The following is a 23,963-nucleotide window of genomic DNA, read 5'->3' on the forward strand; positions in this document are numbered from 1 at the left end:
ATAAATGCGGGGAGAGGTCGCTATGTTTACAAAGGTACTGATTGCTAATCGTGGCGCAATTGCCGTGAGAATCGAGCGCACGCTGCGCAAGCTGGGCATTCAATCTGTTGCTGTCTACACGCAGGCAGATCAAGACAGCAGGCATGTCGATAACGCCGACGAAGCGGTATGGATTGGGGATGGTCCCGCCAAAGAGAGCTACTTGAATGCGGAGCTCATTCTTCAGACGGCGATCGCAACAGGTGTGGAGGCGATTCATCCGGGCTATGGATTTTTGAGTGAAAATGCAGACTTTGCCCGTGCTTGCGCCGAGCGCGGCATCGTATTCATCGGCCCGACTCCGGAGCAAATGGAGCAGTTTGGGCTGAAGCACTCCGCTCGTGAGCTGGCGTCAAGGGCGGGTGTTCCGATGCTGCCGGGAACCGAGCTGATTGACAGTGTGGAAGAAGCGGTGCTGCGTGCGGAGCAAATCGGATACCCGGTTATTTTGAAAAGCACGGCAGGCGGCGGCGGTATCGGTATGCGGGTGTGTGACGATGAGCAGGCGCTGCTTGCTGCTTATGAGGGGGTTCGTCATCTGGCGGAGACGAATTTCAAGAACGGCGGCATGTTTTTGGAAAAATACATCGCCAAAGCGCGCCATGTCGAGGTGCAGATTTTCGGCAACAGCTATGGCGAGGTTGTTGCGCTCGGTGAGAGGGATTGCTCCGTGCAGCGGCGCAATCAGAAGGTGCTGGAGGAAAGCCCGGCGCCCCATTTGCCGGATAGTGTCCGCGCGGCCATGATGGAGTCGGCAACGAGGCTCGCTGCCGAAGTGGGCTACCGCAGTGCGGGGACGGTGGAGTATTTATATGACCCGGAAACGGCCGCTTTTTATTTTCTGGAAGTGAACACGCGGCTGCAGGTAGAGCATGGTGTTACGGAAGAAGTGCTTGGCCTCGATCTCGTGGAATGGATGGTGCGGGAAGCGGCGGGCGAGCTGCGCGATTTGCATACGCTCGTGAAGAAGCCGCAGGGACATAGCATTCAGGCGCGGATTTACGCCGAGGATTGCCTGCAGGGCTTTCGCCCGAGTGCGGGGCAACTGGATCAAGCGAGATTTTCGGAGCAGGCGCGCAATGAAACATGGGTGAGAGATGGCATGACCATTACGACGCTGTATGACCCGATGCTGGCGAAAATTATCGTGCACGGCACGGATCGCGACGATGCTTTGCGCAAATTGGGCGAGGCGCTGGCCCAGACGCGGATGTACGGACTGACGACGAATTTGCAATATGTGCAGGCGCTGCTTGAGGATGCAGCTTGCAAGGAGGGGCTAGTTTATACGCGGATGCTGGAAGGCTTTGCGCCAGTGGAACAAGCCATTGAGGTGCTGGATGGCGGCGTGCAGACGACGGTGCAGGATTGGCCCGGAAGAGTCGGGCATTGGGATGTCGGTGTGCCGCCATGCGGACCAATGGACCCTTACTCCTTCCGTCTCGGCAACAAGCTGCTCGGCAATTCGGATCAGGTAGCGGGCCTGGAGTTGACATTGCGCGGAGGTTCTTATCGCTTCCGTAGTGCAATGCGGTTTTGCCTGACGGGTGCTGATATGCAGGCGAAGCTGGATGGCGAGCTTGTTCCGCTGTATGCGCCTATTCTAGCAAAGGCGGGTCAGGTACTCAGCTTCGGCGAGGCGGCGGCGGGGCTTCGGACGTATTTGCAAATTGCAGGCGGACTGGATATGCCGCTTATTCTGGGTAGTGCTGCAACGTTTACGCTGGGCGGCTTTGGCGGTCATGGCGGCCGGGCGCTGCGAGCTGGGGATGTGCTGAGAGTGCACGGCGCTGGCAGCATGCTATCACATGAAATGGCGTTCTCTGAACATTGCTCGGAGCTGTCGCGAGACTATTTATCCGCACCGTTAGCGGTGGAGTTTGCTCCTGTGTACCGTCCGGCCATTACAGGGCAATGGACAATCGGCGTTATACCGGGACCGCATTGTACAGAGGAATTTTTGCGGCCGGAATATTTGCAGCAGTTAACCGAAACGCAGTGGGAGGTTCACTTTAACAGCTCCCGCACAGGCGTGCGTTTAATCGGCCCAGCGCCGCTTTGGACTAGAGAGGATGGCGGAGAGGCGGGGCTGCATCCTTCTAATATTCACGACAATGCCTATGCTGTGGGAACGCTTGATTTGACGGGCGATATGCCGATCCTGCTGGGGCCAGATGGCCCGAGCCTCGGCGGTTTTGTATGTCCGGTTACGACGGCTTCGGCCGAATTTTGGAAGCTGGGGCAGCTGCATCCCGGCGACAAGGTCTATTTTCAGCTATTGACGCTTGAAGAGGCTGATGTGCTGCGCGAGGCACAGGAAGCTAATCTGCGGGCGCTTGGCGAAGGCGACATGGCGTCACTTCAAGAGCTGAAGCTTCCTGAGCCTAGGGGGCAGCTGCTTTCGCCGTCCTATCCGCTGCTCGTCAGCGAGGAGGAGGGGCGGCGTTTTCCCATCGCTATTCGGTGCAGTGGGGATGAGAATTTGCTCGTGGAATATGGCGAGCTGAAGCTGGACATTTTGCTCCGTTTTCAGGTGCATGTGCTGATGGAGGCCATACGGGCGGATGCTTCGCTTCCGGTGCTTGATCTTACGCCGGGCATTCGCTCGCTGCAGGTGCATATCGATCGCACTCGCATCACGGCCCGCGATGCTTGCCGCCGCTTGCTGGAGCTGGATAGCCTGCTGCCGCCGCTTGAGACCATTGAAGTTCCATCGCGAATTGTGCGGCTTCCGCTGTCATGGGACGATCCGTCCACGCAGCTGGCGATAGACCGCTATCAGCAAACGGTGCGTCCGGATGCTCCATGGTGCCCGAGCAATATAGAGTTCATTCGCCGGATCAATGGCTTGGAGGATAGGCAGGATGTGCGGCAAATCGTTTTCGATGCCAGTTATCTGGTGCTAGGTTTGGGCGATGTGTACTTGGGTGCGCCAGTTGCTACGCCCATTGATCCGCGGCATCGTCTGGTGACGACCAAATATAATCCGGCGCGGACGTGGACGCCTGAAAATGCAGTTGGAATTGGCGGAGCCTACATGTGCGTCTATGGCATGGAAGGGCCGGGCGGCTATCAATTTGTTGGGCGCACGATTCAAATGTGGAATAAGCTGCAGGCGACGAAGAGCTTTACGGCGGGCAAGCCGTGGCTGCTGCGGTTTTTTGACCAAATTCAGTTTTATCCGGTTGCTGCGGATGAGCTGCTGAAGATGCGTGAGGACTTCCCGCGTGGGCGCTTTGATGTCGAAATTAAGGAGACGACCTTTCAACTGAATGACTATTTGCTATTTCTTGCTTCTATTGAAGAGGATGCGGCATCGTTCCGCGACACCCAGCAGGCGGCGTTCAAGGCAGAGCGCGATAGCTGGAAGGCGCTTGGGCTTGCGGAATATGTGTCTGAGCAGGATGGTGCGGCTCAAGGCGAAGAAAAGGAGCTTCCTGCGGGAGCGGAGGCTATACGCTGCAATATGCCGGGAAGCGTCTGGAAAGTGCTCGTAGGTCCGGGTGATCAGGTGAAAAAGGGCGATACGCTTATCATTGTCGAAAGCATGAAAATGGAGTTTTCCCAGCAGGCATCCTGTGACGGGGTCGTTGCTTCGATCTATGTCAAGCCTGGTGATGAGGTTCATACTGGCCAGCTTGTTGCTGGCATTATGCAAATCCAGAAAGAGGTGTCGCTCGTATGACGGCTGTTACTTTTCCTGAAGTGCTTACGATGCAGTGGCTGCGTGAAAAATATGCCGCCAAGCAGCTTGCTCCTGAGGCGGTTATTGAAGAAATCATCCGCCGTTCCGAGCGGGATGCCGCAATGAACATCTGGATTACACCGCCTGCGCTTGCGCGGCTGCGCCCTTATTTGGAGCGGCTCGCGCTGCTTGATCCGGCAAAAACGCCGCTCTGGGGCATTCCTTTCGCGATCAAGGACAATATCGACGTTGCTGGCTGGCCGACAACGGCAGCTTGTGCGGAATTTGCCTATACGCCAGAAGAAAACGCCACTGTAGTGGAGCGTTTAGTTCGGGCGGGAGCCATTCCGCTGGGCAAAACCAATCTCGACCAATTCGCCACCGGCTTGGTCGGCATGAGAAGCCCTTACGGCGAGGCGCATAATGCTTTGCGCCCCGAGCTGATCAGCGGCGGCTCGAGCTCCGGCTCGGCTGTCGCTGTTGCCCGCGGCCAAGCGGTATTCTCGCTTGGCACAGACACCGCCGGCTCCGGCCGGGTGCCGGCTGCGCTGAACGGGCTTGTCGGCTATAAGCCGACCCTTGGCGCGTGGCCGACCAAGGGCGTCGTGCCTGCCTGCGCCAGCTTGGACTGTGTGACGGTATTCGCCCCCAGTATAGATGATGCGCTCGCCGTCGATAGCTCCGCTCGCGGCCTCGATCCCGCTGATCCATGGTCAAGGGAGGTTGCGCGCTCTGCGAGCGGCCTGCCGTCCAAGCTGTATTTGCCGCTAGAGCGTCCGGCCTTTTATGGACCGTATGCGGGCGATTACGTTCAGGCATGGGATGCCTCCGTTCAACAGCTGCAACAGCTGGGGATTGCTATTGAAAATGTGGATTGCAGCTTGTTTGCGGAAGCGGCAGCTGAGCTATATGAAGGTCCTTGGGTGGCAGAACGCTGGGCTGATCTGGGCAGTTTTATCGAAAGCCATCCCGGAATTACGGTGCCTGCAACGGAGCAGGTGCTTCGTTCGGGAGCTGCTGAGCGCCATACGGCAGCTTCCGTATTTGCTTCCATGCATCGCTTGCAAGCCTTCAAGCTGGCGGCAAAGAGCCTGCTCGATGATGCAGTGCTGGTTATGCCTACCTGTGGCGGAACGTGGACGCGTGAGCAGGTGCGCGAGCAGCCTATACAGACGAATACGGCAATGGGCGCTTTTACGAACCACTGCAATTTGCTCGATCTAAGTGCGGTAGCTCTTCCCTCGGGGGAGGCAGCGGAGCGGTTGCCTTTTGGCATAACGCTGTTCGCATTAGCGGATCAAGAGCATCTGCTTGAAGGCTTGGGGAGGCTGTATGCCAACCAGACAATGGAGTCTGGGCAGTCGGGCTGGACGGAGTGCAGTCAAAATAGCGCAGTTGCAGCAGTGCCATCCGAAACCGTCGACGCCGATCAGACGACGCTAGTGGCTGTATGCGGTCTCCATATGCGCGGATTCGCATTAGAGCGGCAAATGCACGCTTTCGGAGCGAGCTTTGTCAGGGAAGCGAGCACGGCGGCTAAATATGAGCTGATTAAGCTTTCTACGACGCCGGCAAAGCCTGGCATGATTAAGCTGGATCGAGGTGGCGTATCGGTCGCGCTGGAGCTTTGGCGAATGCCGCTGGCGCGTTTCGGCGAGTTCGCGGCTCTTATACCGGCGCCACTGGGCATAGGAAAAGTGGAGCTGGAGCATGGAGAAGAGGTGCCGGGCTTTATTTGTGAAGGCTATGCTCTTGGAGGGGCAGAGCGAATTTCGGCTTATGGCGGCTGGCGAAAATATGAGCAGGCTACAAGTATAATGTAAATAAACCTAACATATAAATTGACAAATAGTAAAAATTTGCGGTATTCTAATTAAAATTGTTAGATTACCTGACAAATCGGGCGGCAGTTAGTCAAATCCGATGCCGGTTTGCTTGCTGGAACGCAAGCAGGCTAGGCAGCGCAAATTGAACGCTTATGGAGGCGATCACGTTTGAATATGGCGACGGTAACAGCGAAAGCGAAAGAGAAAGAGCAGCCGAAGGAGAATGTATTGGCGCAACACGCGCCAGCTGCCGTAGCGGCTGCTGGCAGCGGAACGATCGAAATCCGCGATCTCCATAAGGTATACCAAACGAAAAAAAGCAGCTTTGAAGCGCTGCGCGATATTCAGCTCACTATTGGCTCCAATGAGTTTTTGACGATACTGGGCCCGTCTGGCTGCGGCAAATCTACGCTGCTTCGCATGGTCGCCGGACTTGATGAGCCTTCGAGCGGCATGCTTGCTTTGGATGGCGAAGAGATTGTCGGGCCCGGTGCAGAGCGAGGCATGGTCTTTCAGGGCTACACGCTGTTTCCGTGGCTGACGGTGCGTGAGAACATCGAATATGGTCTCAAGCTGCAAGGGGTACCCACGCTTGCGCGCCGGGCGATCTCCAATTATTGGCTCAAAATCATTCGTCTTGAGTCGTTCGACAAGTCATATCCGAAGCAGCTTTCAGGAGGAATGAAGCAGCGTGTGGCCATTGCCAGGGCACTTGCCAATCGCCCGAAGGTGCTGCTGATGGATGAGCCATTTGGCGCGCTGGATGCCCAGACGAAGCTGGAGATGCAGGAGATGCTGCTGGATGTGTGGCAAAAGGAGAAAACCACCGTGCTTTTCATTACGCACGATATTGATGAAGCGATCTTTCTGTCGCAGCGCATTGTTGTAATGGGGGCTGGACCTGGGCGGATTTTAAAGCAATTTAAAGTGAATTTGCCTGCGGAGCGTTCGCCAGAAGTGCGTGAGCACCAATCATTTTTAGCTTTAAAGCGCGAGCTTGCCGATCTGCTGAAGCATGATTGATTGATTTTAAAGGAGGAGTTAATAATGGAGAAACTGACTAGGGCTGTGCTGGAAGAGGAACAGAAAGATCAGCGGAATTTCCCTACTGCCGAGGTTCTCAAGGCTCGTCCCAAACTGCTTGCGGCTATGGCTTTGCTTGCTACCGTCATGTTATTCAGGCATCCTGCCGCTCTTAATGGAGCAGCGGGATGTTTTTCTTTTCGGGGAGAAGAAGGGCGAAAAGAGGAGGCCCGCGGAGGGCAAGAACGAAAAGCTTAACCGGTTCAGGGTTAAATCAAAATGGTGGAGCTGCTGGCCAAGAGCTGGATGAAGCGACAAATATTTAAAAATTTCGTGAATATTCGCCCGCTGGAACTAGGAAATTAGTCCGGGAACGAGCTGCCTGCCGCCTTTCAGGAGTGCTGAAAGGCGGTGTTAATGAAGGGGATGTAAAGGGTAAAATGATTTGAAGGGTTGCTGTTCAAGGTGCGTGCATAAGAAATTGGGAGCGGATGAATACTATGGTCAGATTCACAGCAAACGAGTTGCCTGGCTTGATCAAGTAAAGAACGGTCATTCGAGTGGCGGCCTTCGTCATGCATCGAAAAACGACTGCTTCAGCATTCGAGGCTTCCCGCCTGTTAGCCGTGTTTTTTAAAATATAAGACTTTATAAGTTCCTTGCTTATAACCCGCTTATATTTCAGCGCGAAACGAGCCTTTGCCGCTGCATTTCGGCGATAGCCGTTTACGCTATTAGACAGGTAGTTCGTACCCAGTAGACTTAAAATCCTCTAGGAAAGTGGGGCAACATGAAATGAAAGCAACTGGAATTGTACGCCGCATTGATGATCTTGGGCGTGTAGTTATTCCGAAGGAAATTCGCCGGACACTACGCATTCGGGAAGGTGACCCGCTTGAAATATTTGTGGATCGCGATGGGGAGGTTATTCTCAAGAAGTACTCTCCTATTGGCGAACTCGGGGATTTTGCCAAAGAATACGCAGAATCGCTGTTCGAGAGCACGAATCACGTGGCGCTCATCTCTGACCGGGATACGATTATTGCGGTAGCCGGAGCCTCTAAGAAAGACCTGTTAGACAAGCAGGTTGGGCCGATACTGGAGAGCTGCATGGAGAACCGCAAGGCTGTAGCCGAAACGACTCCTGGCGCTTATGAGATGATTAAAGATATAAGTGACACTTTTTCAGCCTTCGTTATAGCACCTATTATTGCAGGCGGAGATCCGATCGGTACCGTGGTGCTGCTGAGTAAGGATGAAGCTGTGAAAATGTCGATTATGGAGCAAAAAATGGCTGAGACCGCTGCTGGTTTTTTAGCGAAGCAAATGGAGCAGTAGGACAGGCTGTCCCTACAAACGAACAGTCCCGGTGCACACAGCAGGTTAGCTGTTTAAGCACCGGGCTTTTGCGTGTTTATAGCGGCATCATCTTGAACGGCGAGCTCGCCTGCATAAAGCAGCTTGAAATATTTGTAGCCCAATATACAAAAAGCAATTAAAAAAACGAGTTGTTTAATCAGCATAGGCACAGGAATGAAGTCAGAAACGATCCAAACATCCAACAGGACGGTGAACACGATGATTTGGGTCATCATTTTTGTTCGCAGTTCTGTCCTAATCCACTTTTTTACATGTAAAAGAGCGATTCCGCCGCACAGCATCAATATGAGCCAAATAAAAAAAATGTCTTTATTGAGCGAGTAGCCGAATAAGGAGCCATAAAGCAGTGATGAGGCAATGCTGGAGAATTTATGCAATTTTTGCTCGTTGGCATTTAAATTATTATAGGTCCTTTTCATTTAGTTACCATGTGCCTTGCGAGTAATTTGGGAAAAATCCATCCCAGTTTAAGCCGATATAAACGCCATTTTTTTTATTAACCTTGGCTTGGATGATTAAATAACACAGATTAGTCAGTGTGCCGATTCCGATGATTGCAGATGTCGTTATTAAAATTAAGGATTTCTTCAAATTAATTCTCCGCCTTTCTGGTTATAGAGGGTTTATCGAACGGCATCGAACTCTTCGACTAGATAATACCTCAATTTTCCATAAAAGGGAATTGATTAAAATGTGCTTGTCCGCTTTTTTGTAGTAGCAGCGTCTTCTTTAGTATACTAATGGGACAAGCCAATTGTAGGAGAGTGGGAGAATAATGAGTGAACCGCATATTACGGTTGTTGGCCTCGGTTCTGGCGACGCCGATCAAATGACGCTTGGCGTATGGCGCAGACTCCAGCAGGCAGCGCGCGTCTATGTCAGGACGGAGCAGCATCCGGCGATATCGCTGCTCAAGGAGCATGAGCTAGCGTATACCTCGTTTGATTCCGTGTACGAGCAGCATGATACGTTTCCGGAGGTATATGAGGCGATAGCGGCCACGCTGCTGCTGGAGGCTCAATCGCTGCAAGGGGCGCTCGTATACGCCGTACCAGGGCATCCGATGGTCGCAGAGCGCACGGTGCAGCTGCTTCGCGAGCGCTGTGCAGCTGCGGGCGTGCAGCTCGACATTATCGGCGGCGAGAGCTTCTTGGATCAAGCGTTTATCCGGCTCGGCATTGATCCAATTGAGGGTTTTGCACTGCTGGATGCCGCAGAGCTTCAGCCCGCCATGCTTCAACCGCGCGTACATACGATTATTGGGCAAATTTACGATGCGTTTACCGCATCCGACGTGAAGCTGGCTTTAATGGAGCGTTATCCCGACGACTTCGAGGTTGTCATCGGGCATGCACTCGGTGTTGCCGGCGAGGAGCAGATTATTCGCGTGCCGCTCTATGAGCTTGATCGTACACAAGGCTTTGGCAATCTATCGCTGCTGTACGTGCCTCGTACGACGGAGGATGCGGTGCTGAACCGCTCTTTTGATCGGCTTCATGAGATTGTGGCCATTTTGCGCAGCCCTGAAGGCTGTCCATGGGATCGGGAGCAGACGCACTCGTCTATCCGCAAAAACTTTATCGAAGAGCTTTACGAGGCGCTTGAAGCGATAGATAATGATGATCCGGACGGAATGCGCGAGGAGTTCGGCGATGTGATTTTGCAGGTGATGCTGCATAGCCAGATGGAGGAGGAGACGGGCGCGTTTACCGTCTATGATGTCATTGAGACGCTGAACGAGAAGCTGCTGTTCCGTCATCCGCATGTATTTGGCGCAAGCAGCGCTGCGGATGCCGATGAGGCGCTTGGCAATTGGGAGCAGATGAAGGCCGAGGAGAAGGAGCGCAATGGCACAGCTGCCAGCCGGCAGTCGCAGCTAGACGGCATTCCGCAGGACCTTCCGGCGCTGATGAAGGCATACAAGCTTCAGAAGAAAGCGGCGAAGGTCGGCTTTGACTGGGATGATCTTGGGCCTGTGCTCGATAAAATCCAGGAGGAGCTCTCCGAGCTTCGTGAAGCGATTGCCTCGAAGGACGAGCTGGAGCAGGCGGGTGAGCTAGGCGATTTGCTGTTCGCCGTCGTCAATGCAGCGAGATTCATCCATGCGGATCCAGAGGAAGCTTTGACGATGACAAACCGGAAATTCAAGTCTCGTTTTGCTTATATTGAAGAGCAGCTTCGTATAAACAACAAAACATTTGACCAGACTGATTTAACAGAAATGGACCGCTGGTGGGAAGAAGCAAAGCGACAGTAAGGGACGCGGTTCGCTAATAGCAGCAAAGATTCCGCACTTTTCGTGAAAAAAATTTGCGGTCAGCGGCAGGAATTCATGTCGGCAAGCAGAATAAGTTAACTTCGTAAGTGTAACAGTTTCAAACTTTCACGAACGTAGGCCGTACTGTGCGGCTATACCATTAGCTAAGCTTATTATTAGGAGGATTTTAGAATGAACAAAACAGATTTGATTAACAACATTGCAACAAAAAGCGGTTTGACTAAACGTGATGTAGAGGCTGTTCTTAACGGCTTTCTTGGAGAAGTAACAGATGCTCTTGCTGGTGGAGACAAAGTACAATTGATCGGCTTCGGTACTTTCGAAACGCGCACACGCTCCAGCCGTGTTGGCCGCAACCCACAAACAGGCAAAGAGATTAACATTCCAGAATCGAAAGTTCCTGCATTTAAAGCAGGCAACAAGCTGAAAGAAGCTATCCAGTAATTCATGCGTCTGGATAAGTTTCTCAAAGTATCCCGCCTGATCAAGCGGCGTACAGTCGCTAAAGATGTGTCCGAGCAGGGACGCGTCTGGATCAACGGCCGCGAAGCGAAAGCGAGCAGCGCCGTAAAGGTTGGGGATGAGCTTGCTATCCAATACGGGCAGAAGACGGTAACCGTTCGAATTGAGCGAATTGCCGAAACGACCCGCAAGGATGAAGCCGGTGAGCTCTACACGGTGCTGAAGGAAGAACAGCGTCCGCGTGACAATGATCTTGAATGGCAATAAAGATAAAGGGTTGCTCGCGCATGGTAATTATGTGCAGAGCGGCCCTTTTTTTATAAATATACGTATATAACTGTGGATGGAACAAAATCAAGGAGGGAAAGTGGAGCATGACGAAAATTGGTTGGATTAGACATGGGGTTACGCAATGGAACGTCGAGGGGAGAGCGCAGGGCTCTACGGATATTCCGTTGAATGAGGAAGGCTTGCAGCAAGCGGAGGTATTGGCGGAGCGGCTCAGCAAGGAGGAATGGCATCATATTTACTCCAGTGATCTGCAGCGGGCGCTTGTGACGGCTGAGGCGGTGGCAAAGCGTCTGGGCGGCGGCATGGCGGTCAAGCAGGACGAACGGCTGCGGGAAATGGGAGGCGGCCTGCTGGAGGGCACCACGGAGGCAGAGCGCATCGAGAAGTGGGGAGCCGATTGGCGGGAAATGGACTGGCAGGGTGAAAGCCATGAATCCGTTGTTGGTCGTGGCAGCGAGGTGCTGAGGGAGATTGCCCTTAACCATCCGGGTGAAAATGTACTCATCGTCAGCCATGGTGCGCTCATCGGCCGCTGCTTGAAGGAGCTTGTGCCGGATGCCTATAAGAACGAGCCGCTTCAAAATACGTCCATCTCGACGATTTATGCGAATGCCGCAGGCGGCTGGACATGCGAGAAGTTTAATTGTGCGCTGCATTTGAGCGGCGTGGTTAATGAAGCAGCGGCGAAATGATATTTTTTCTGAAAAAGCTGCTGTTGTTCGGCTACTTGCAGGCACTGAACTGCCTGTTTCCGGTTACAATCTTCGGGGCTATGGCTCTTACGCATTACGTCCATGTGCCGGGTATCGCCCGTTATGATCTTATTTTGCTCATCTGCTTGGCCATGCAGGTTGTTATGGTAGCTACAAAGCTGGAGACGTGGGATGAGCTGAAGGTTATTTGCCTGTTTCACATTATCGGCCTGGCGCTTGAGGTGTATAAGGTGAAAATGGGCTCTTGGACGTATCCGGGCGAAGGCTGGTCGAGAGTATTCGATGTTCCGCTGTACAGCGGCTTCATGTATGCGAGCGTAGCAAGCTATATTTGTCAGTCCTGGCGCAGGCTCCATCTGGAGATGGTGGGCTGGCCCAAAATGGCGTATGCGGTAGCGATCAGCGCAGCGATATATTTGAACTTTTTTACCCATCATTATTTGTGGGATTTCAGATGGGTGCTGATGGCGGGGCTGATTATCGTATTCTGGCGTACCAGCGTCCACTTCAAGCTAGGGGAAGCTGTATATAAGATGCCGCTTACGCTGGCTTTTGTTCTAACCGGTTTTTTTATTTGGATTGCGGAAAATATTATGACTTTTTTCGGGGCATGGGCCTATCCGGATCAGGAAAAGCAATGGACGCTCGTTCATGTGAGCAAAATCAGCTCATGGCTGCTGCTCGTCGTGATCAGCATCATTATTGTAGCCCAGCTGAAACGGGTAAAAAGCGCCCGCTGAGCGCAATAGAAGCTTTCTTTTAATAGATAGGAAGGCAAGGCATTCTGCTGTTTCAAAATCATAGAATAGGGTATATATCGGTAGCAGCTCTATTTTCATGAGCCCTTTCATAGATTCCATAGGTTTGTCCCTCTGGACAGGTTCTAAAGTTCGTCCCACTCCCATAAGCTTTAGCATAAGCTACGCTTTTGAAGTGGAGGGACGGGTCAATGGTGGAACAGAATAAAGGACAGAAGCGTCAGGAAGTGAAGATGCTCAATCGAAAGCTTCTGGAGATTACCGGCGTATTAAACGTGGAGAGCTTTGACAGCGAGGAGTTTTTGCTGGAAACCGATCTGGGCTTCCTGACGATTAAAGGGCAGAACCTGCATATTAAGCATCTCAGCCTGGAGCAAGGCTTTGTCGCTATAGAGGGGCTCGTTCATTCACTCGCCTATCTGGACGGCAATGCCCCAAGCAAATCCAAAAGCATATTTGGTAAATTATTTAAGTGACACTGACGATGCAGTGGTACACGCTCGCGATGATGCTTCTGTCAGGAATCGGAATGGGAGTCGCTTTTGACGGCTATCGTGTGGTGTCGAATGAGCTGCGGTTTCCACGGTGGTGGCTGCCGGTTCTGGACATTATTTACTGGCTGGTGGCGTCGATTATCGTGTTTCGTGTGCTGTACGCAAGCAACAATGGCGAGGTGCGGGCGTACGTTTTCCTAGGGCTGGCAATAGGTGTGACCAGCTATTACTTTCTGTTTAGCAAGCCAGTCATCAAACTGGTACAGGGCATCATTCGCGCCATCCGCGCACTCATCAGAGGAATTGTCAAAACGGTGGAATTTGTCATTATTAAGCCGATCCTTCTGATATACAAATTAGGTATTGTAGCACTGGGATTTGGGACTGCTTTCACTATTTTTGTTCTAAAAATTATGTTAAAATTGACTCGTCCATTATGGCTATTGCTATGGTGGGTATTAGGTCCTATCATACGACCGTTGAACCGCCTAATTATCAAGTACGCCGATAAGCTTAAGCTTACAGAGCGCTTTAAGGCAGCGGTTGCACGCGTAGTTGCGCTTTGGCGGAAGTTATTCTAAGTTTTCATGGCATGGAGCAGATCGAGTGATGGATGCATCTGGTTCAATTTCTTAAGGGGGTACAAGCAATTGGCGACAGCAGCAGCAAACAAGTTAACCGTTAATCCAGGCTCCAAGCGTCGGATCAAGATGTGGATGATGTTTATTGTCCTCTTCATGGGCTGGGCGGCTTATACCTTCTTTGGACAAATCCAGCAGCAAAACGCTACCGAACTGCGGCTTGCAGCTGTAATGAAACAGAAGGAAGAAGCTACAAATCAGGCGCAGCAGCTGCAACAGGAAATTGAGCGGCTTAACGATCCGGAATATATTGCCCAGCTGGCAACCAAAGGTCAAGGCATGGTTAAAGAGGGCGAACAACAGATACAGGTGGTTAAATAGACGCACAAACGGGTGAACGTCTGTTGACCTTCCTTCTTCCGTTCGGTTATAATCACGTTAATAGTACATTAAGCGAAACTTTTAGGGAGGAACATTTTATTTTATGGCAATTGAAGTAGGCGCGAAGTTAGAGGGCAAAGTGACAGGCATTACGCATTTCGGGGCATTCGTTGATTTGTCTGGAGGTGTCACAGGTCTCGTTCACATCTCGGAAATTGCTGATAATTACGTCAAAGACGTGAAAGATCACCTGAAGATCGAAGACGTGGTCAAGGTCAAAGTGATTAACGTTGACAAAGACGGAAAAATTGGACTTTCCATTAAACAGGCAATTGATCGACCAGAAGGCCAACTGCCTCCTGCACGCGAATCACGTCCAAGCTCTCGTCCAAGTGGCGGGCCTGGTGGCGGCGGCGGAGAACGCTTTAATCGTGGCGGCAGTGGTGGCGGTCAGGATCGTGGCGACCGTGGAGGACACGGTGGCGGCGGTGGTGGACGTCCATTCAAGCAGCAGGCCGGGAGACCAGCTTACGGAAAACCAACTTTTGAGGATAAAGTGTCGCGCTTCCTGAAAGACAGTGAAGAACGCATTTCCTCCCTGAAGAAGAATACCGAAGGCAAACGCGGTGGACGCGGAGCCAAGCGGGTTTAAGTAAGAGCCATATTTTAATGACAAGAGCAGAGCCTTTATGGTTCTGCTTTTTTTGCGTTTATGTGCCGCCTCAAAGTTTTTTCCTCCCCTACTCTTTCAATACCGACACATTCACCTGTATATTCGCCAACAAATGGAAGTGCTGATAGACGGTTTTTGTTGAAGCTGTTTGAGGCAATGGCTGCAAAGAGGACGGCATGAGCCCAGTCAGGGCAAGCGGAAATTTGCTTTTGACAAGGACTGCGAGGGCAGTTGATTTTGTCGGAAAAAACTTTTGGCCCGCCTACGTTAAACTGACAAACTTCCTGTGGACGACCTCCTATAATGGGAAACACAATACATTCGGAAATGGTGGTGTCTGCGGATGAACAAGGAAAGTGTGCTCGTATTTCCCAGAGGAAAGAAAGAAGGATGGCTGCAGCCTCGAATCGGTAAAATCAAGGAGCGCGTTGCCTCGCAGCGATTTATTCAGCTGGTGCTGGCGAAAAAATGGACCTTCCTGCTTGTTGCTGTTGGTTTTTTGCTTGGACGAGCCGTCATTTTGGAGTCGCTTATGCCGTTTGCCGCCGCTTATTTCGCCGTCATTTATTTTCTTCGAAAGGATGCGGTTGCTTGGGTTGGGCTGTCAGTGGTGGTGGGGAGCTTCTTTGCGGTTACACCCTCCCCGGTCTGGATTGCGATGGAAATTGCGGCATTATTTCTTTTGTTCAAGGGGCTCGAAGCCTATGAGAAAGCTGAGCTTGCTTCGGCTCCGCTGCTCGTATTTACCGCCACCTTGCTCGTCCAATTGTTTCATGCCTTCACCTTGGACACGCTGACCTGGTACAGCATCATGCTGGTTGTCGTGGAAGCGGCGCTTGGCTTCGTTCTCACACTCGTGTTCATTCAGGCCATACCGGTGCTGACCATGTCTAAGAAAACGGCGGCACTGCGGAGCGAGGAAATTATATGTCTAATGATTTTGCTCGCTTCCGTCATGACGGGGGCAGTTGGCTGGGTGATTTACGGCATGTCGGTGGAGCATATTATGTCGCGGTATATGCTGGTGCTGTTCGCGCTTGCTGGGGGAGCGCCGCTTGGTGCATCGGTTGGAGTCATCGCGGGGCTCATACTCAGCCTTGCGGACTTTAACGCCATTGTGCAGATGAGTCTGCTGGCATTTGCGGGCCTATTAGCGGGGCTGCTAAGGGATGGAGGGAAGATGGCCGTAGCCTTCGGCATGCTGCTCGGGACGTCCATTCTAGCTGTATATGTAGGCGGCCAAGGCGATGTGATGGCGTCCACTTGGGAATCCGTTACAGCAGCTATCATGCTGATTTTGACGCCGCGGGTCATGATCCGGACGATATCCCGCTATGTGCCGGGAACGAATGAGCATGCCAAGTCGCAGCATGAATATGCGAAGCGGGTGCGAGAAGTGACGGCGGAGCGGGTCACGCAATATTCGGAGATGTTCCGGCAGCTCTCGCGAAGCTTCGGACAATTAAATGGCGGTGTCGTGACGATGAACCGCGAAGACGAGATTACTCATTTTATGAATGAGGTGGCGGCTCGAAGCTGTGCTAGCTGCCATCGGCAAAACGCATGCTGGGGAGATAAATTTTATCAAACCTATAAAGTGATGACCGAGATGATGACGACGGTCGAGCAGGAGCGGGCTCCTGGAGCCAAGGATATGCCGCGAACGTGGACTGCCCATTGCTCCAAGTCGACGCAGGTGATGTCTGTCATGAAGCAGCAGTACGAGCTTTATCAAAATAATATGCACTGGAAGAAGCAAATATTCGACTCCCGTCAGCTGGTGGCTGAGCAATTAACCGGCGTGTCCCAGGTTATGGAGGACTTGGCGAAGGAAATTCGCCGCGAGGGACAAACGCTGCATTTGCAGGAGGAGCAAATTAGGGAGGCGCTGGAGGGGCTGGGCCTGTCGATTCGAGAAATTGAAGTGATTAATTTGGAGGAGGGCAATGTTGATATTGAGCTGTACCATACATTTAGCAAGGGATATGATGAGTGTCGCAAAATTATTGCGCCGCTGCTTACGGATATTTTAGGTGAGCATATTGCAGTTAAACTTGAGGAGGAACCGGAGAAAAATGGAGAAGCAACAAGAGTCGTATTTGGCTCCGCCAAAGTATTTGAAATTGAAACGGGCGTTGCTGCTGCGGCCAAAGGGGGCGATCTGCTGTCAGGCGACAGCTTTAGCATGGTGGAGCTTGGCAACGGCAAATTTGCCGTGGCGATTAGCGATGGCATGGGAAATGGAGAGAGGGCGCGCCAGGAAAGCAGCGCAGCGCTGTCGATTTTGCAGCAGCTGCTCAAGTCGGGTATGGACGAGAAGCTCGCGGTCAAATCGGTCAACTCAATCCTGCTCCTGCGTTCCTCAGATGAAGTATTCGCAACCGTGGACCTCGCCATTATCGATCTTTATACCGCCTCAACGATGTTTATGAAAATCGGCTCAACGCCGAGCTTTATTAAGCGCGGCAAGGAAGTGATTCCAGTTACGGCTAACAATTTGCCAATCGGCATTTTACAGGATATTGATGTGGATATGATATCGATGCAGCTACAGCCGGGAGATGCGCTCATTATGATGAGCGATGGCATTTATGATGCGCCGGGCCATGCGGTCAATAAGGAGATGTGGATGAAACGAATTATTCATGAGCTGAAAACGGAGGACCCGCAGGAAATGGCGGATGTGCTGCTCGATACGGTTGTGCGCCATCATAAGGGGGAGATTATCGATGATATGACCGTGCTGGTGGCACGCGTGGACAAGCATTTGCCGGAGTGGGCGGCATTCCGCTGGCCGGGGCTGACGCGGATGGAGCGTCCGCGGACGGTAAGCTAGCTTATGTAAGAATGGGATAGTAAAAAGGAGAAAGGAGAGAAGATCGGGACGATTTGCTAGAAATATAGGAAAGGATATTTCTCGGAATGAAACGCGCCGCGCCGTCAAGGACGGCGACAGCCGTTTCACCTTGGCTCACATATTAAACGGAGGTGAAGTAGCTGGTCGGGAGCTAGGGAGCTTAAACAAAGTGTTTTCTTGGAGGTGATTAGCCGAACCGGCGTTCATTCATAGCGGGCTTCAAAGGGGAGCGGCTATGAATAAACGCTGGTTTTTTTCTGCGCATAGCCGTTTATCTCTCTTAAAATGGGCAAAACTGATAGAATCAGCTCCTTGTCTCCTATGTAGGGTGGGCAGCTGATCCGTGGATGTTTGTGCAAATATAAGAATTTATAAGTTTCACACTTATAAATTCTTATATTTCAACGCGAAACGGAAGCTTGCCGCCAAAGGACGGCTTCAGCCGTTTACGCTTGATTTTATTCGTTTTTTAAAATATAGGAAAGTATATGATATCGCCATACTTTCTCTATATTTCATCGCGAAACGAATGCTTTGCCGCCAGAGGATGGCAAAGCCGTTTACGCTTGTGAAGGGAGATTGATAGGGATGAAACAAATTTTGCTTATTACCGATGGTTGTTCGAATGTAGGGCTTAGTCCGATTGTAGCAGCGGCGCATGCGAAGGCGGAAGGTATTGCGGTCAATGTTGTTGGGGTGCTTGATCATGGTGATGCAGGCGAATCCGGCAGCATGGAGATTGAGGAAATCGCAAGGGCTGGCGGCGGCATCAGCCGAATAGTTCATACGCGGCAGCTGGCGCAGACTGTTCAGATGATGACGCGCAAGACGGTCGTACAGACGATTCAGCTGGCTGTGCAGAAGGAGCTTAAGCATGTGCTAGGCAGCGGGGCGATTGAGGATTTGCCGCCGGAGACACGCAGCGAGGTCGTGAGGGTGATGGATGAGCTTGGGGAAAGCTCAAGTCTGCAGGTGGCGCTGCTTATCGACGCCAGCGCCAGCATGAAGCCAAAGCTCATTGCGGTAGAAGAAGCGATCCGCGACCTAATGCTGAGCCTGCAAGCAAGGCAGGGGAAAAGCGAAATCGCTGTCTTTCATTTTCCAGGCGGAAGGCATGGAGAGGAGTGCAAAATGGATTTGGGCTGGACGGATAATTTGACGGGAGCGCAGTCCATTTTTCCAAAATTGCAAATGAGCGGAACGACGCCAACGGGTCCTGCGCTGATGCAGGTCATTGATTTTTATCGTCAGGGGGATTATGGTAGGAGGAGCAGAGAAGAAACGGATGGGATGATGAGTGACTACGTCGTTTAGAATCAGTCTCCGCCGTGGCACTGTGGTGACTGGAAAATGGAAGCGCCGTAAGTATCGGGTCGAGCGTCTGCTTGGGGAAGGCGCCAATGGCAAAGTGTACTTGGTCCACTCGGACCAGGGCTGGGTCGCGCTTAAGGTAGGCGCTGACGCGGTCGACCTGCAGTCGGAAATTAATGTGCTTCAGACGCTTGCGAAGCAGGGAAGGCGCCAGGCGCCTGCATTCTTGTATGATGTGGATGATCTGCAAGGCTCCGATGGACGAGATTACCCTTTTTATATTATGAAGTATGTGCGCGGAGTGAACTTGTCTGCGTATTTGCTGCAAAACGGCAAGGAATGGTTCCCGCTGGTCAGCCTCAATTTATTGAATAAACTGGCGGAGCTTCACAGCAAGGGCTGGGTATTTTGCGATTTGAAGATGGAAAATGTGATGGTAGCCGATTATGGGCATGTCGAGCTGGTGGATTACGGCGGGGTGACGGCGGTAGGAAAGAGCATTCGCCAGTTTACTGAAATTTATGACCGCGGCTACTGGAATGCAGGGTCTCGGGCAGCCGATTTGAAATACGACTTATTTTCTTTCGCGGTGCTGTGCATCCAGATGCACGACCCGAAGCGGCTGCACCAGCTTACCTTGACGCTGCTCCCGCAAAACCGTTCGACCGAGGATTTGGAGCAGCTCATCGCAACCAATGCTTCACTGAAGCCGATTGCGGGCTGGCTCGCAGAAGCGCTTGCGGGCCGTTTCGCAGATGCTTCTGAAGGCGCGGAGGCATGGCGCTTGCTCATGCACCGAACGAACGGAAAGCAGACTGCTCCGACTCCTTTTTGGCTTAAAGGACTAGTTGCAGGCTCGGCGATTATGCTGGCTGTATCGGTTTATTGGCTGCTTCGCGTGGGTATGTAATGACATAAGATGTTATAGGAAGGCTTCGCTAGCTTTTTTGTTGAAGGCGGCGGCCAGAAGGGAATGAGGGAAGAGGAAATGACGATAGGAATCGATATGCTTCCCGAAGTCCAGAAGCTGGCAGCGGCTGAACGGCTGTGGAGTGAAGGAGACTGCATAGTCGTTGCCGTGTCCGGGGGACCTGACTCCATGGCGCTGCTGCATCTCATGAGCCGCCTGAAGTCAAGCGGTGCGATAAGCGTTGTGGCGGCTCATGTGAATCACGGCTTTCGGCCGGAGGAGTCGGCGCTGGAGGCGGAGGTCGTTCGGCGCTATGCAGGCGAGCTTGGGCTGCCCTTTGAGCTGGCAGAACTCGATTTGCCTGCTTATATAGAAGAAACAAAAATGAACGCACAATCGGCGGCGCGCGCGAAACGCTACGCCTATTTGCATGAGGTTGCAGAGAGGTGGGGCGCGCAGGCGATTGCCCTTGCCCATCATGCCGATGATCAAGCGGAAACGGTGCTCATGCATTTCATTCGTGGGAGCGGCATTTCGGGGCTTTCTGGCATGGCGCTGCGCAGGCGAGAAAAAAACGTGGAACTCATTCGCCCCCTCATGCGTAAGAACAAAACAGACCTTTTACGATACTGCCATCATTATGGCATTCCGTATTGCGAGGACAGCAGCAACGAGAAGCGCCATTACTTTCGCAATGTTGTCCGTCTGGATGTAATTCCGCAGTTATCCAGCTTCAATCCGCAGCTGTCCGAATCGCTTGGCCGCCTTGCTGAAGTGGCGGGGGCCGAGGATGAATGGCTGGATAGCCAGACTAAAGCTTTATTCGAAGAATTAGCCTATACGGAGCCGGAGGAATGTTCTGTAAGCTGCAGTCGTTTGGCAGGCCTTCATGTCGCTTTACAAAGGAGATTGATTAAACTAATATTAGATTATCTTTCGAGGGATGCTGATGTGGTCTCCTTCGAGCATATCGAGTCTATGCGGCTTGCCGCAGCGCCCGAAAGTTCAAGCACCTGGCGTATGGATATTGGTAACGGCTTGCGCTGTTTGCGTGAATACGACCATATGCGTTTTGTCAGATTGCCGAAACAGGTGGACGTGAATACGGACTATGCGCTTGCAGTTGCACCTTTGACCCAGCAATACATAGAGGTAGAGGCGGGCGGCTGGAAGCTCGTATTTGAGCGGCGGACAGCTGATGATCAGGCTGCTGGGAAACTGGCAGGCCGCCATGAAGCGTGCTTCGATATGGAGCAGCTTGCATTTCCGCTGACTGTACGAAATCGGCGCCGTGGTGACCGAATTCAAGTTTTAGGATTAAATGGGTCTAAAAAAGTGCAAGATATGTTCGTTGACGAAAAGCTGCCTCCTTCACAGCGTGAAAGCTATCCCCTGCTATTTGATGCAGACGGGCGGCTGCTGTGGATTCCAGGCATCAGGCGATCAGGCCATGCGCTTATCAGCCCAAGCACGAAGGAACTATTATTCATTCGTCTGACGAAAGAATAAGAAGCACTGTTACACTCATAAACATAAGTACTGTAGGGGGATTAATCCGTTGTTAAACGACATTCAAGAAGTGCTGTACGATGCAGAACAGATTCAGGCCAAGGTGCGTGAGATGGGCGAGAAGCTCAGTCAGGATTTTGAAGGGCGTGACCCTCTCGTTATTTGTATCCTTAAAGGGGCCATTATTTTCATGTCCGACCTGATTAAGGAAATGACAATTCCGCTGGAAATTGATTTTATGGCGGTGTCGAGCTACGGTCAATCGACCAAGTCCTCAGGTGTGGTCAAGATTATTAAGGATCTTGATGTATCGGTTGAAGGCCGTGATGTGCTCATCGTTGAGGACATTATTGACAGCGGCTTGACGCTGAGCTACTTGATTGATGTTTTGGAGCGTCGCAATTCCAAATCGGTTACGGTCGCTACGCTGTTCGATAAGCCAGCGCGCCGTACGGTAGATCTCGAAGCGGACTACACGGGCTTTACGCTGCCGGACGAATTCGTTGTCGGTTATGGCCTTGATTTTGCCGAGCGTTACCGCAACCTGCCGTTCATTGGCGTTTTGAAACCGGAAGTGTACGAGAAGTAATCTTAAATGGGCTTAGCCAGTATGGCTGTCCTCCAAGTGGTTCTATTGTGATGGAAAGTCATGCTATGTTAAAATATGAAAAGCGTCTTGAGAGGAGGTAGGAGATGAATCGGATCATCCGTAACACTGGATTTTATTTGATCATCTTTTTGGTAACCGTCGGGATTATTCAGTTTATCAGCAATCAGAATGATACTACCGTCGAAATACGATATGATCAGCTTCGCGCTGCTATTAATGAGAACAACGTCGCGGAAATGATGATAAAGTACGATGGTCAGTCTTATTATATTTCTGGTAAATACATTAAACAGCCCGAAAGCGCGAAGAGCATACAGTTCACATCGCGTGCAGGGATTGATTCAGGCGAGGTATTGCGTGAAGCCGCAGTGAAAAACGGTTTTGAGTTACAGTATAAACCAATGGATACGCCAAGTGTCTGGCTTACACTCCTTACTTCCATCATTCCGTTTGTGATTATATTCGTTCTGTTCTTCTTCTTAATGAATCAAGCGCAAGGCGGCGGCGGTAAAGTCATGAATTTCGGCAAAAGCCGCGCTAAGCTTTACAATGAAGAGAAGAAGCGCATCACTTTCGAGGATGTGGCAGGGGCGGATGAGGAGAAGCAAGAGCTTGTTGAAGTTGTTGACTTCCTCAAAGATCCGCGTAAGTTTAATCTGGTAGGCGCCCGTATTCCTAAGGGTGTTCTGCTCAATGGTCCTCCGGGAACAGGTAAAACGTTGCTTGCCCGTGCAGTAGCCGGTGAAGCAGGCGTGCCATTCTTCAGTATTTCGGGTTCGGACTTCGTGGAAATGTTCGTCGGTGTCGGCGCATCCCGTGTCCGTGATTTGTTCGAAAATGCGAAGAAAAATGCACCATGTATTATCTTTATTGATGAGATTGACGCCGTTGGCCGTCAACGTGGCGCTGGTCTTGGCGGTGGTCACGATGAGCGTGAGCAAACGCTCAACCAATTGCTCGTCGAGATGGACGGATTTGGAGCGAACGAAGGCATTATTATCGTTGCAGCAACGAACCGCCCTGATATTTTGGACCCTGCCTTGCTGCGTCCGGGACGTTTTGACCGTCAAATTACGGTAGATCGTCCAGATGTGAAAGGCCGTGAAGCGGTGCTTAAAGTGCATTCCCGCAATAAGCCGCTTAACAAGGACGTCAAGCTGGATATTATCGCAAGACGTACAACAGGCTTCTCCGGAGCAGATCTTGAAAACTTGCTGAACGAAGCAGCACTGCTTGCTGCCCGTCGCAACAAGAAAGATATTGCAATGGTTGAGGTTGATGAAGCGATTGACCGCGTAATTGTAGGTACAGAGAAGAAAAGCCGCGTAATCAGCGATCGTGAGAAGCGTATTGTTGCTTTCCATGAAGCTGGACATACGATTATTGGATTCTTCCTGGAGCATGCGGATCTCGTTCATAAAGTGACCATTATTCCTCGTGGTAAAGCTGGCGGTTACGTCATCATGCTGCCGAAGGAAGATCGGATGCTCGTAACGAAGCAGGAGCTGCTGGATAAAGTGACAGGCTTGCTTGGCGGACGTGTAGCTGAGGAATTGTTTATCGGCGAAATCGGCACAGGCGCATACAGTGACTTTAAACAAGCAACAAGCATCGTTCGTGCGATGATTATGGAATACGGAATGAGCGACAAGCTTGGTCCATTGCAATTCGGAAGCTCGCAAGGACAGGTGTTCCTTGGACGTGATATCGGCCATGAACAAAATTACTCCGATGCGATCGCTTACGAAATTGACCAAGAAATGCAAGCGATTATTGGAGCTTGTTATGAGCGTGCCAAAAAATTGCTCACCGAGAAATCGAAAGAAGTTCACACCATTGCGGAGACACTTCTATCTGTAGAGACGCTTGAAATGGATCAAATCAAACGTTTGATCGAAACAGGCACGCTTGAATTGGCGGAAGGCGAAGCAGAGAATGTTGCTGTTGAACCAACGACTGAACCAATCGTCGATACGATTGGCGATGTAAAGGTTCGTATTCAATCAAGAGAAGCGGGAGAAATTACTCCGCCTTCATTGGATAAGCCTGATGATAAACCGAACGATGAGGAAGAACCGAAATAAACAGGATAAGGACGTGTTTTAAACCAGGTATAGTCGGTCGTTGAACAATCGTCCTTTCCCGTTGTTTATGGAGACAGCTATTTTCTCAGTAGTGACCG

Annotated in this window: 21 protein-coding genes; 20 read left to right on the forward strand and 1 reads right to left on the reverse strand. The window is 51.6% G+C overall.

Features of this window, described 5'->3' with window-relative positions:
* Window positions 1-22: 22 nt before the first annotated feature.
* From uca to spoVT, 5 genes are all read left to right on the forward strand, one after another.
* On the forward strand, window positions 23-3,724 hold the full coding sequence (gene uca / locus AC50Y5_RS31285) for an urea carboxylase (RefSeq protein WP_494865506.1): 3,702 nt from the start codon (window positions 23-25) through the stop codon (window positions 3,722-3,724).
* Entirely contained in the window at window positions 3,721-5,547 is a 1,827-nt protein-coding gene (gene atzF / locus AC50Y5_RS31290) for an allophanate hydrolase (RefSeq protein ID WP_494865508.1), read from the forward strand. The genes uca and atzF overlap by 4 nt, the downstream gene beginning before the upstream one ends.
* Before the next feature lie 177 nt (window positions 5,548-5,724).
* Window positions 5,725-6,573, forward strand: coding sequence for an ABC transporter ATP-binding protein (locus AC50Y5_RS31295; RefSeq protein ID WP_081418788.1), 849 nt, complete (start codon window positions 5,725-5,727; stop codon window positions 6,571-6,573).
* A 24-nt stretch (window positions 6,574-6,597) separates the two neighbouring features.
* The gene (locus AC50Y5_RS31300; RefSeq protein WP_494865510.1) at window positions 6,598-6,831 is read left to right on the forward strand and encodes a hypothetical protein; all 234 of its coding nucleotides are present in this window, start codon (window positions 6,598-6,600) and stop codon (window positions 6,829-6,831) included.
* Window positions 6,832-7,368: 537 nt separating this feature from the next.
* Window positions 7,369-7,911, forward strand: coding sequence for a stage V sporulation protein T (gene spoVT, locus AC50Y5_RS31305; protein WP_046234419.1), 543 nt, complete (start codon window positions 7,369-7,371; stop codon window positions 7,909-7,911).
* Window positions 7,912-7,964: 53 nt separating this feature from the next.
* On the opposite strand, the gene AC50Y5_RS31310 is transcribed toward spoVT, so the two are convergent.
* Window positions 7,965-8,372, reverse strand: coding sequence for a hypothetical protein (locus AC50Y5_RS31310; RefSeq protein ID WP_494865512.1), 408 nt, complete (start codon window positions 8,370-8,372; stop codon window positions 7,965-7,967).
* A 356-nt stretch (window positions 8,373-8,728) separates the two neighbouring features.
* Here AC50Y5_RS31310 and yabN point away from each other — a divergent pair, with 356 nt between their 5' ends.
* The 15 genes from yabN (at window position 8,729) to ftsH (ending at window position 23,865) form a co-directional block, all read left to right on the forward strand.
* Window positions 8,729-10,210, forward strand: a complete 1,482-nt coding sequence (gene yabN, locus AC50Y5_RS31315; RefSeq protein WP_056034825.1) for a bifunctional methyltransferase/pyrophosphohydrolase YabN — start codon at window positions 8,729-8,731, stop codon at window positions 10,208-10,210.
* Between the two features lie 192 nt (window positions 10,211-10,402).
* A complete protein-coding gene (locus AC50Y5_RS31320) occupies window positions 10,403-10,675 on the forward strand; it encodes an HU family DNA-binding protein (protein ID WP_046234423.1) in 273 nt (90 codons plus the stop codon).
* Window positions 10,676-10,678: 3 nt separating this feature from the next.
* On the forward strand, window positions 10,679-10,960 hold the full coding sequence (locus AC50Y5_RS31325) for an RNA-binding S4 domain-containing protein (RefSeq protein ID WP_046234424.1): 282 nt from the start codon (window positions 10,679-10,681) through the stop codon (window positions 10,958-10,960).
* 107 nt (window positions 10,961-11,067) lie between these two features.
* A complete protein-coding gene (locus tag AC50Y5_RS31330; RefSeq protein WP_056034823.1) occupies window positions 11,068-11,676 on the forward strand; it encodes a histidine phosphatase family protein in 609 nt (202 codons plus the stop codon).
* A complete protein-coding gene (locus tag AC50Y5_RS31335; RefSeq protein WP_081418787.1) occupies window positions 11,676-12,437 on the forward strand; it encodes a DUF817 domain-containing protein in 762 nt (253 codons plus the stop codon). Before AC50Y5_RS31330 ends, AC50Y5_RS31335 begins: the two co-directional genes overlap by 1 nt.
* Before the next feature lie 209 nt (window positions 12,438-12,646).
* Complete coding sequence (gene yabP, locus AC50Y5_RS31340; protein WP_056034818.1) at window positions 12,647-12,931, forward strand: sporulation protein YabP; 285 nt, start codon at window positions 12,647-12,649, stop codon at window positions 12,929-12,931.
* A gap of 8 nt (window positions 12,932-12,939) precedes the next feature.
* Window positions 12,940-13,530 carry a spore cortex biosynthesis protein YabQ gene (yabQ, locus tag AC50Y5_RS31345; protein ID WP_056034817.1) on the forward strand — a complete coding sequence of 197 codons (591 nt, stop codon included), beginning with the start codon at window positions 12,940-12,942 and terminating at the stop codon, window positions 13,528-13,530.
* Window positions 13,531-13,599: 69 nt separating this feature from the next.
* A complete protein-coding gene (locus AC50Y5_RS31350) occupies window positions 13,600-13,911 on the forward strand; it encodes an FtsB family cell division protein (protein WP_056034815.1) in 312 nt (103 codons plus the stop codon).
* A gap of 103 nt (window positions 13,912-14,014) precedes the next feature.
* Window positions 14,015-14,563, forward strand: coding sequence for a S1 domain-containing RNA-binding protein (locus AC50Y5_RS31355; RefSeq protein ID WP_056034813.1), 549 nt, complete (start codon window positions 14,015-14,017; stop codon window positions 14,561-14,563).
* Between the two features lie 364 nt (window positions 14,564-14,927).
* Window positions 14,928-17,420, forward strand: coding sequence for a stage II sporulation protein E (gene spoIIE, locus AC50Y5_RS31360; RefSeq protein WP_494865516.1), 2,493 nt, complete (start codon window positions 14,928-14,930; stop codon window positions 17,418-17,420).
* A 609-nt stretch (window positions 17,421-18,029) separates the two neighbouring features.
* Window positions 18,030-18,755 carry a vWA domain-containing protein gene (locus tag AC50Y5_RS31365; RefSeq protein WP_056034804.1) on the forward strand — a complete coding sequence of 242 codons (726 nt, stop codon included), beginning with the start codon at window positions 18,030-18,032 and terminating at the stop codon, window positions 18,753-18,755.
* On the forward strand, window positions 18,739-19,662 hold the full coding sequence (locus AC50Y5_RS31370) for a protein kinase domain-containing protein (RefSeq protein ID WP_056034801.1): 924 nt from the start codon (window positions 18,739-18,741) through the stop codon (window positions 19,660-19,662). Before AC50Y5_RS31365 ends, AC50Y5_RS31370 begins: the two co-directional genes overlap by 17 nt.
* Before the next feature lie 78 nt (window positions 19,663-19,740).
* Complete coding sequence (gene tilS, locus AC50Y5_RS31375) at window positions 19,741-21,171, forward strand: tRNA lysidine(34) synthetase TilS (protein WP_056034979.1); 1,431 nt, start codon at window positions 19,741-19,743, stop codon at window positions 21,169-21,171.
* Between the two features lie 49 nt (window positions 21,172-21,220).
* Complete coding sequence (hpt, locus tag AC50Y5_RS31380) at window positions 21,221-21,760, forward strand: hypoxanthine phosphoribosyltransferase (protein WP_046234433.1); 540 nt, start codon at window positions 21,221-21,223, stop codon at window positions 21,758-21,760.
* Window positions 21,761-21,864: 104 nt separating this feature from the next.
* Window positions 21,865-23,865 (forward strand): ATP-dependent zinc metalloprotease FtsH, encoded by a 2,001-nt coding sequence (gene ftsH, locus AC50Y5_RS31385; RefSeq protein ID WP_056034799.1) that lies wholly within the window; start codon window positions 21,865-21,867, stop codon window positions 23,863-23,865.
* The last annotated feature ends 98 nt before the right edge of the window (window positions 23,866-23,963 follow it).

This window comes from Paenibacillus sp. JT22N7 (assembly GCF_059383875.1).

Coding starts and splice junctions, on each gene's coding strand:
- AC50Y5_RS31320 (WP_046234423.1), top strand. CDS start 10,403: ATGAACAAAACAGATTTGATTAACAACATTGCAACAAAAAGCGGTTTG.
- ftsH (WP_056034799.1), top strand. CDS start 21,865: ATGAATCGGATCATCCGTAACACTGGATTTTATTTGATCATCTTTTTG.
- uca (WP_494865506.1), top strand. CDS start 23: ATGTTTACAAAGGTACTGATTGCTAATCGTGGCGCAATTGCCGTGAGA.
- AC50Y5_RS31365 (WP_056034804.1), top strand. CDS start 18,030: ATGAAACAAATTTTGCTTATTACCGATGGTTGTTCGAATGTAGGGCTT.
- AC50Y5_RS31295 (WP_081418788.1), top strand. CDS start 5,725: ATGGCGACGGTAACAGCGAAAGCGAAAGAGAAAGAGCAGCCGAAGGAG.
- yabP (WP_056034818.1), top strand. CDS start 12,647: ATGGTGGAACAGAATAAAGGACAGAAGCGTCAGGAAGTGAAGATGCTC.
- atzF (WP_494865508.1), top strand. CDS start 3,721: ATGACGGCTGTTACTTTTCCTGAAGTGCTTACGATGCAGTGGCTGCGT.
- spoVT (WP_046234419.1), top strand. CDS start 7,369: ATGAAAGCAACTGGAATTGTACGCCGCATTGATGATCTTGGGCGTGTA.
- yabQ (WP_056034817.1), top strand. CDS start 12,940: ATGCAGTGGTACACGCTCGCGATGATGCTTCTGTCAGGAATCGGAATG.
- yabN (WP_056034825.1), top strand. CDS start 8,729: ATGAGTGAACCGCATATTACGGTTGTTGGCCTCGGTTCTGGCGACGCC.
- tilS (WP_056034979.1), top strand. CDS start 19,741: ATGACGATAGGAATCGATATGCTTCCCGAAGTCCAGAAGCTGGCAGCG.
- AC50Y5_RS31330 (WP_056034823.1), top strand. CDS start 11,068: ATGACGAAAATTGGTTGGATTAGACATGGGGTTACGCAATGGAACGTC.
- AC50Y5_RS31310 (WP_494865512.1), bottom strand. CDS start 8,372: ATGAAAAGGACCTATAATAATTTAAATGCCAACGAGCAAAAATTGCAT.
- AC50Y5_RS31300 (WP_494865510.1), top strand. CDS start 6,598: ATGGAGAAACTGACTAGGGCTGTGCTGGAAGAGGAACAGAAAGATCAG.
- AC50Y5_RS31355 (WP_056034813.1), top strand. CDS start 14,015: ATGGCAATTGAAGTAGGCGCGAAGTTAGAGGGCAAAGTGACAGGCATT.
- spoIIE (WP_494865516.1), top strand. CDS start 14,928: ATGAACAAGGAAAGTGTGCTCGTATTTCCCAGAGGAAAGAAAGAAGGA.
- AC50Y5_RS31325 (WP_046234424.1), top strand. CDS start 10,679: ATGCGTCTGGATAAGTTTCTCAAAGTATCCCGCCTGATCAAGCGGCGT.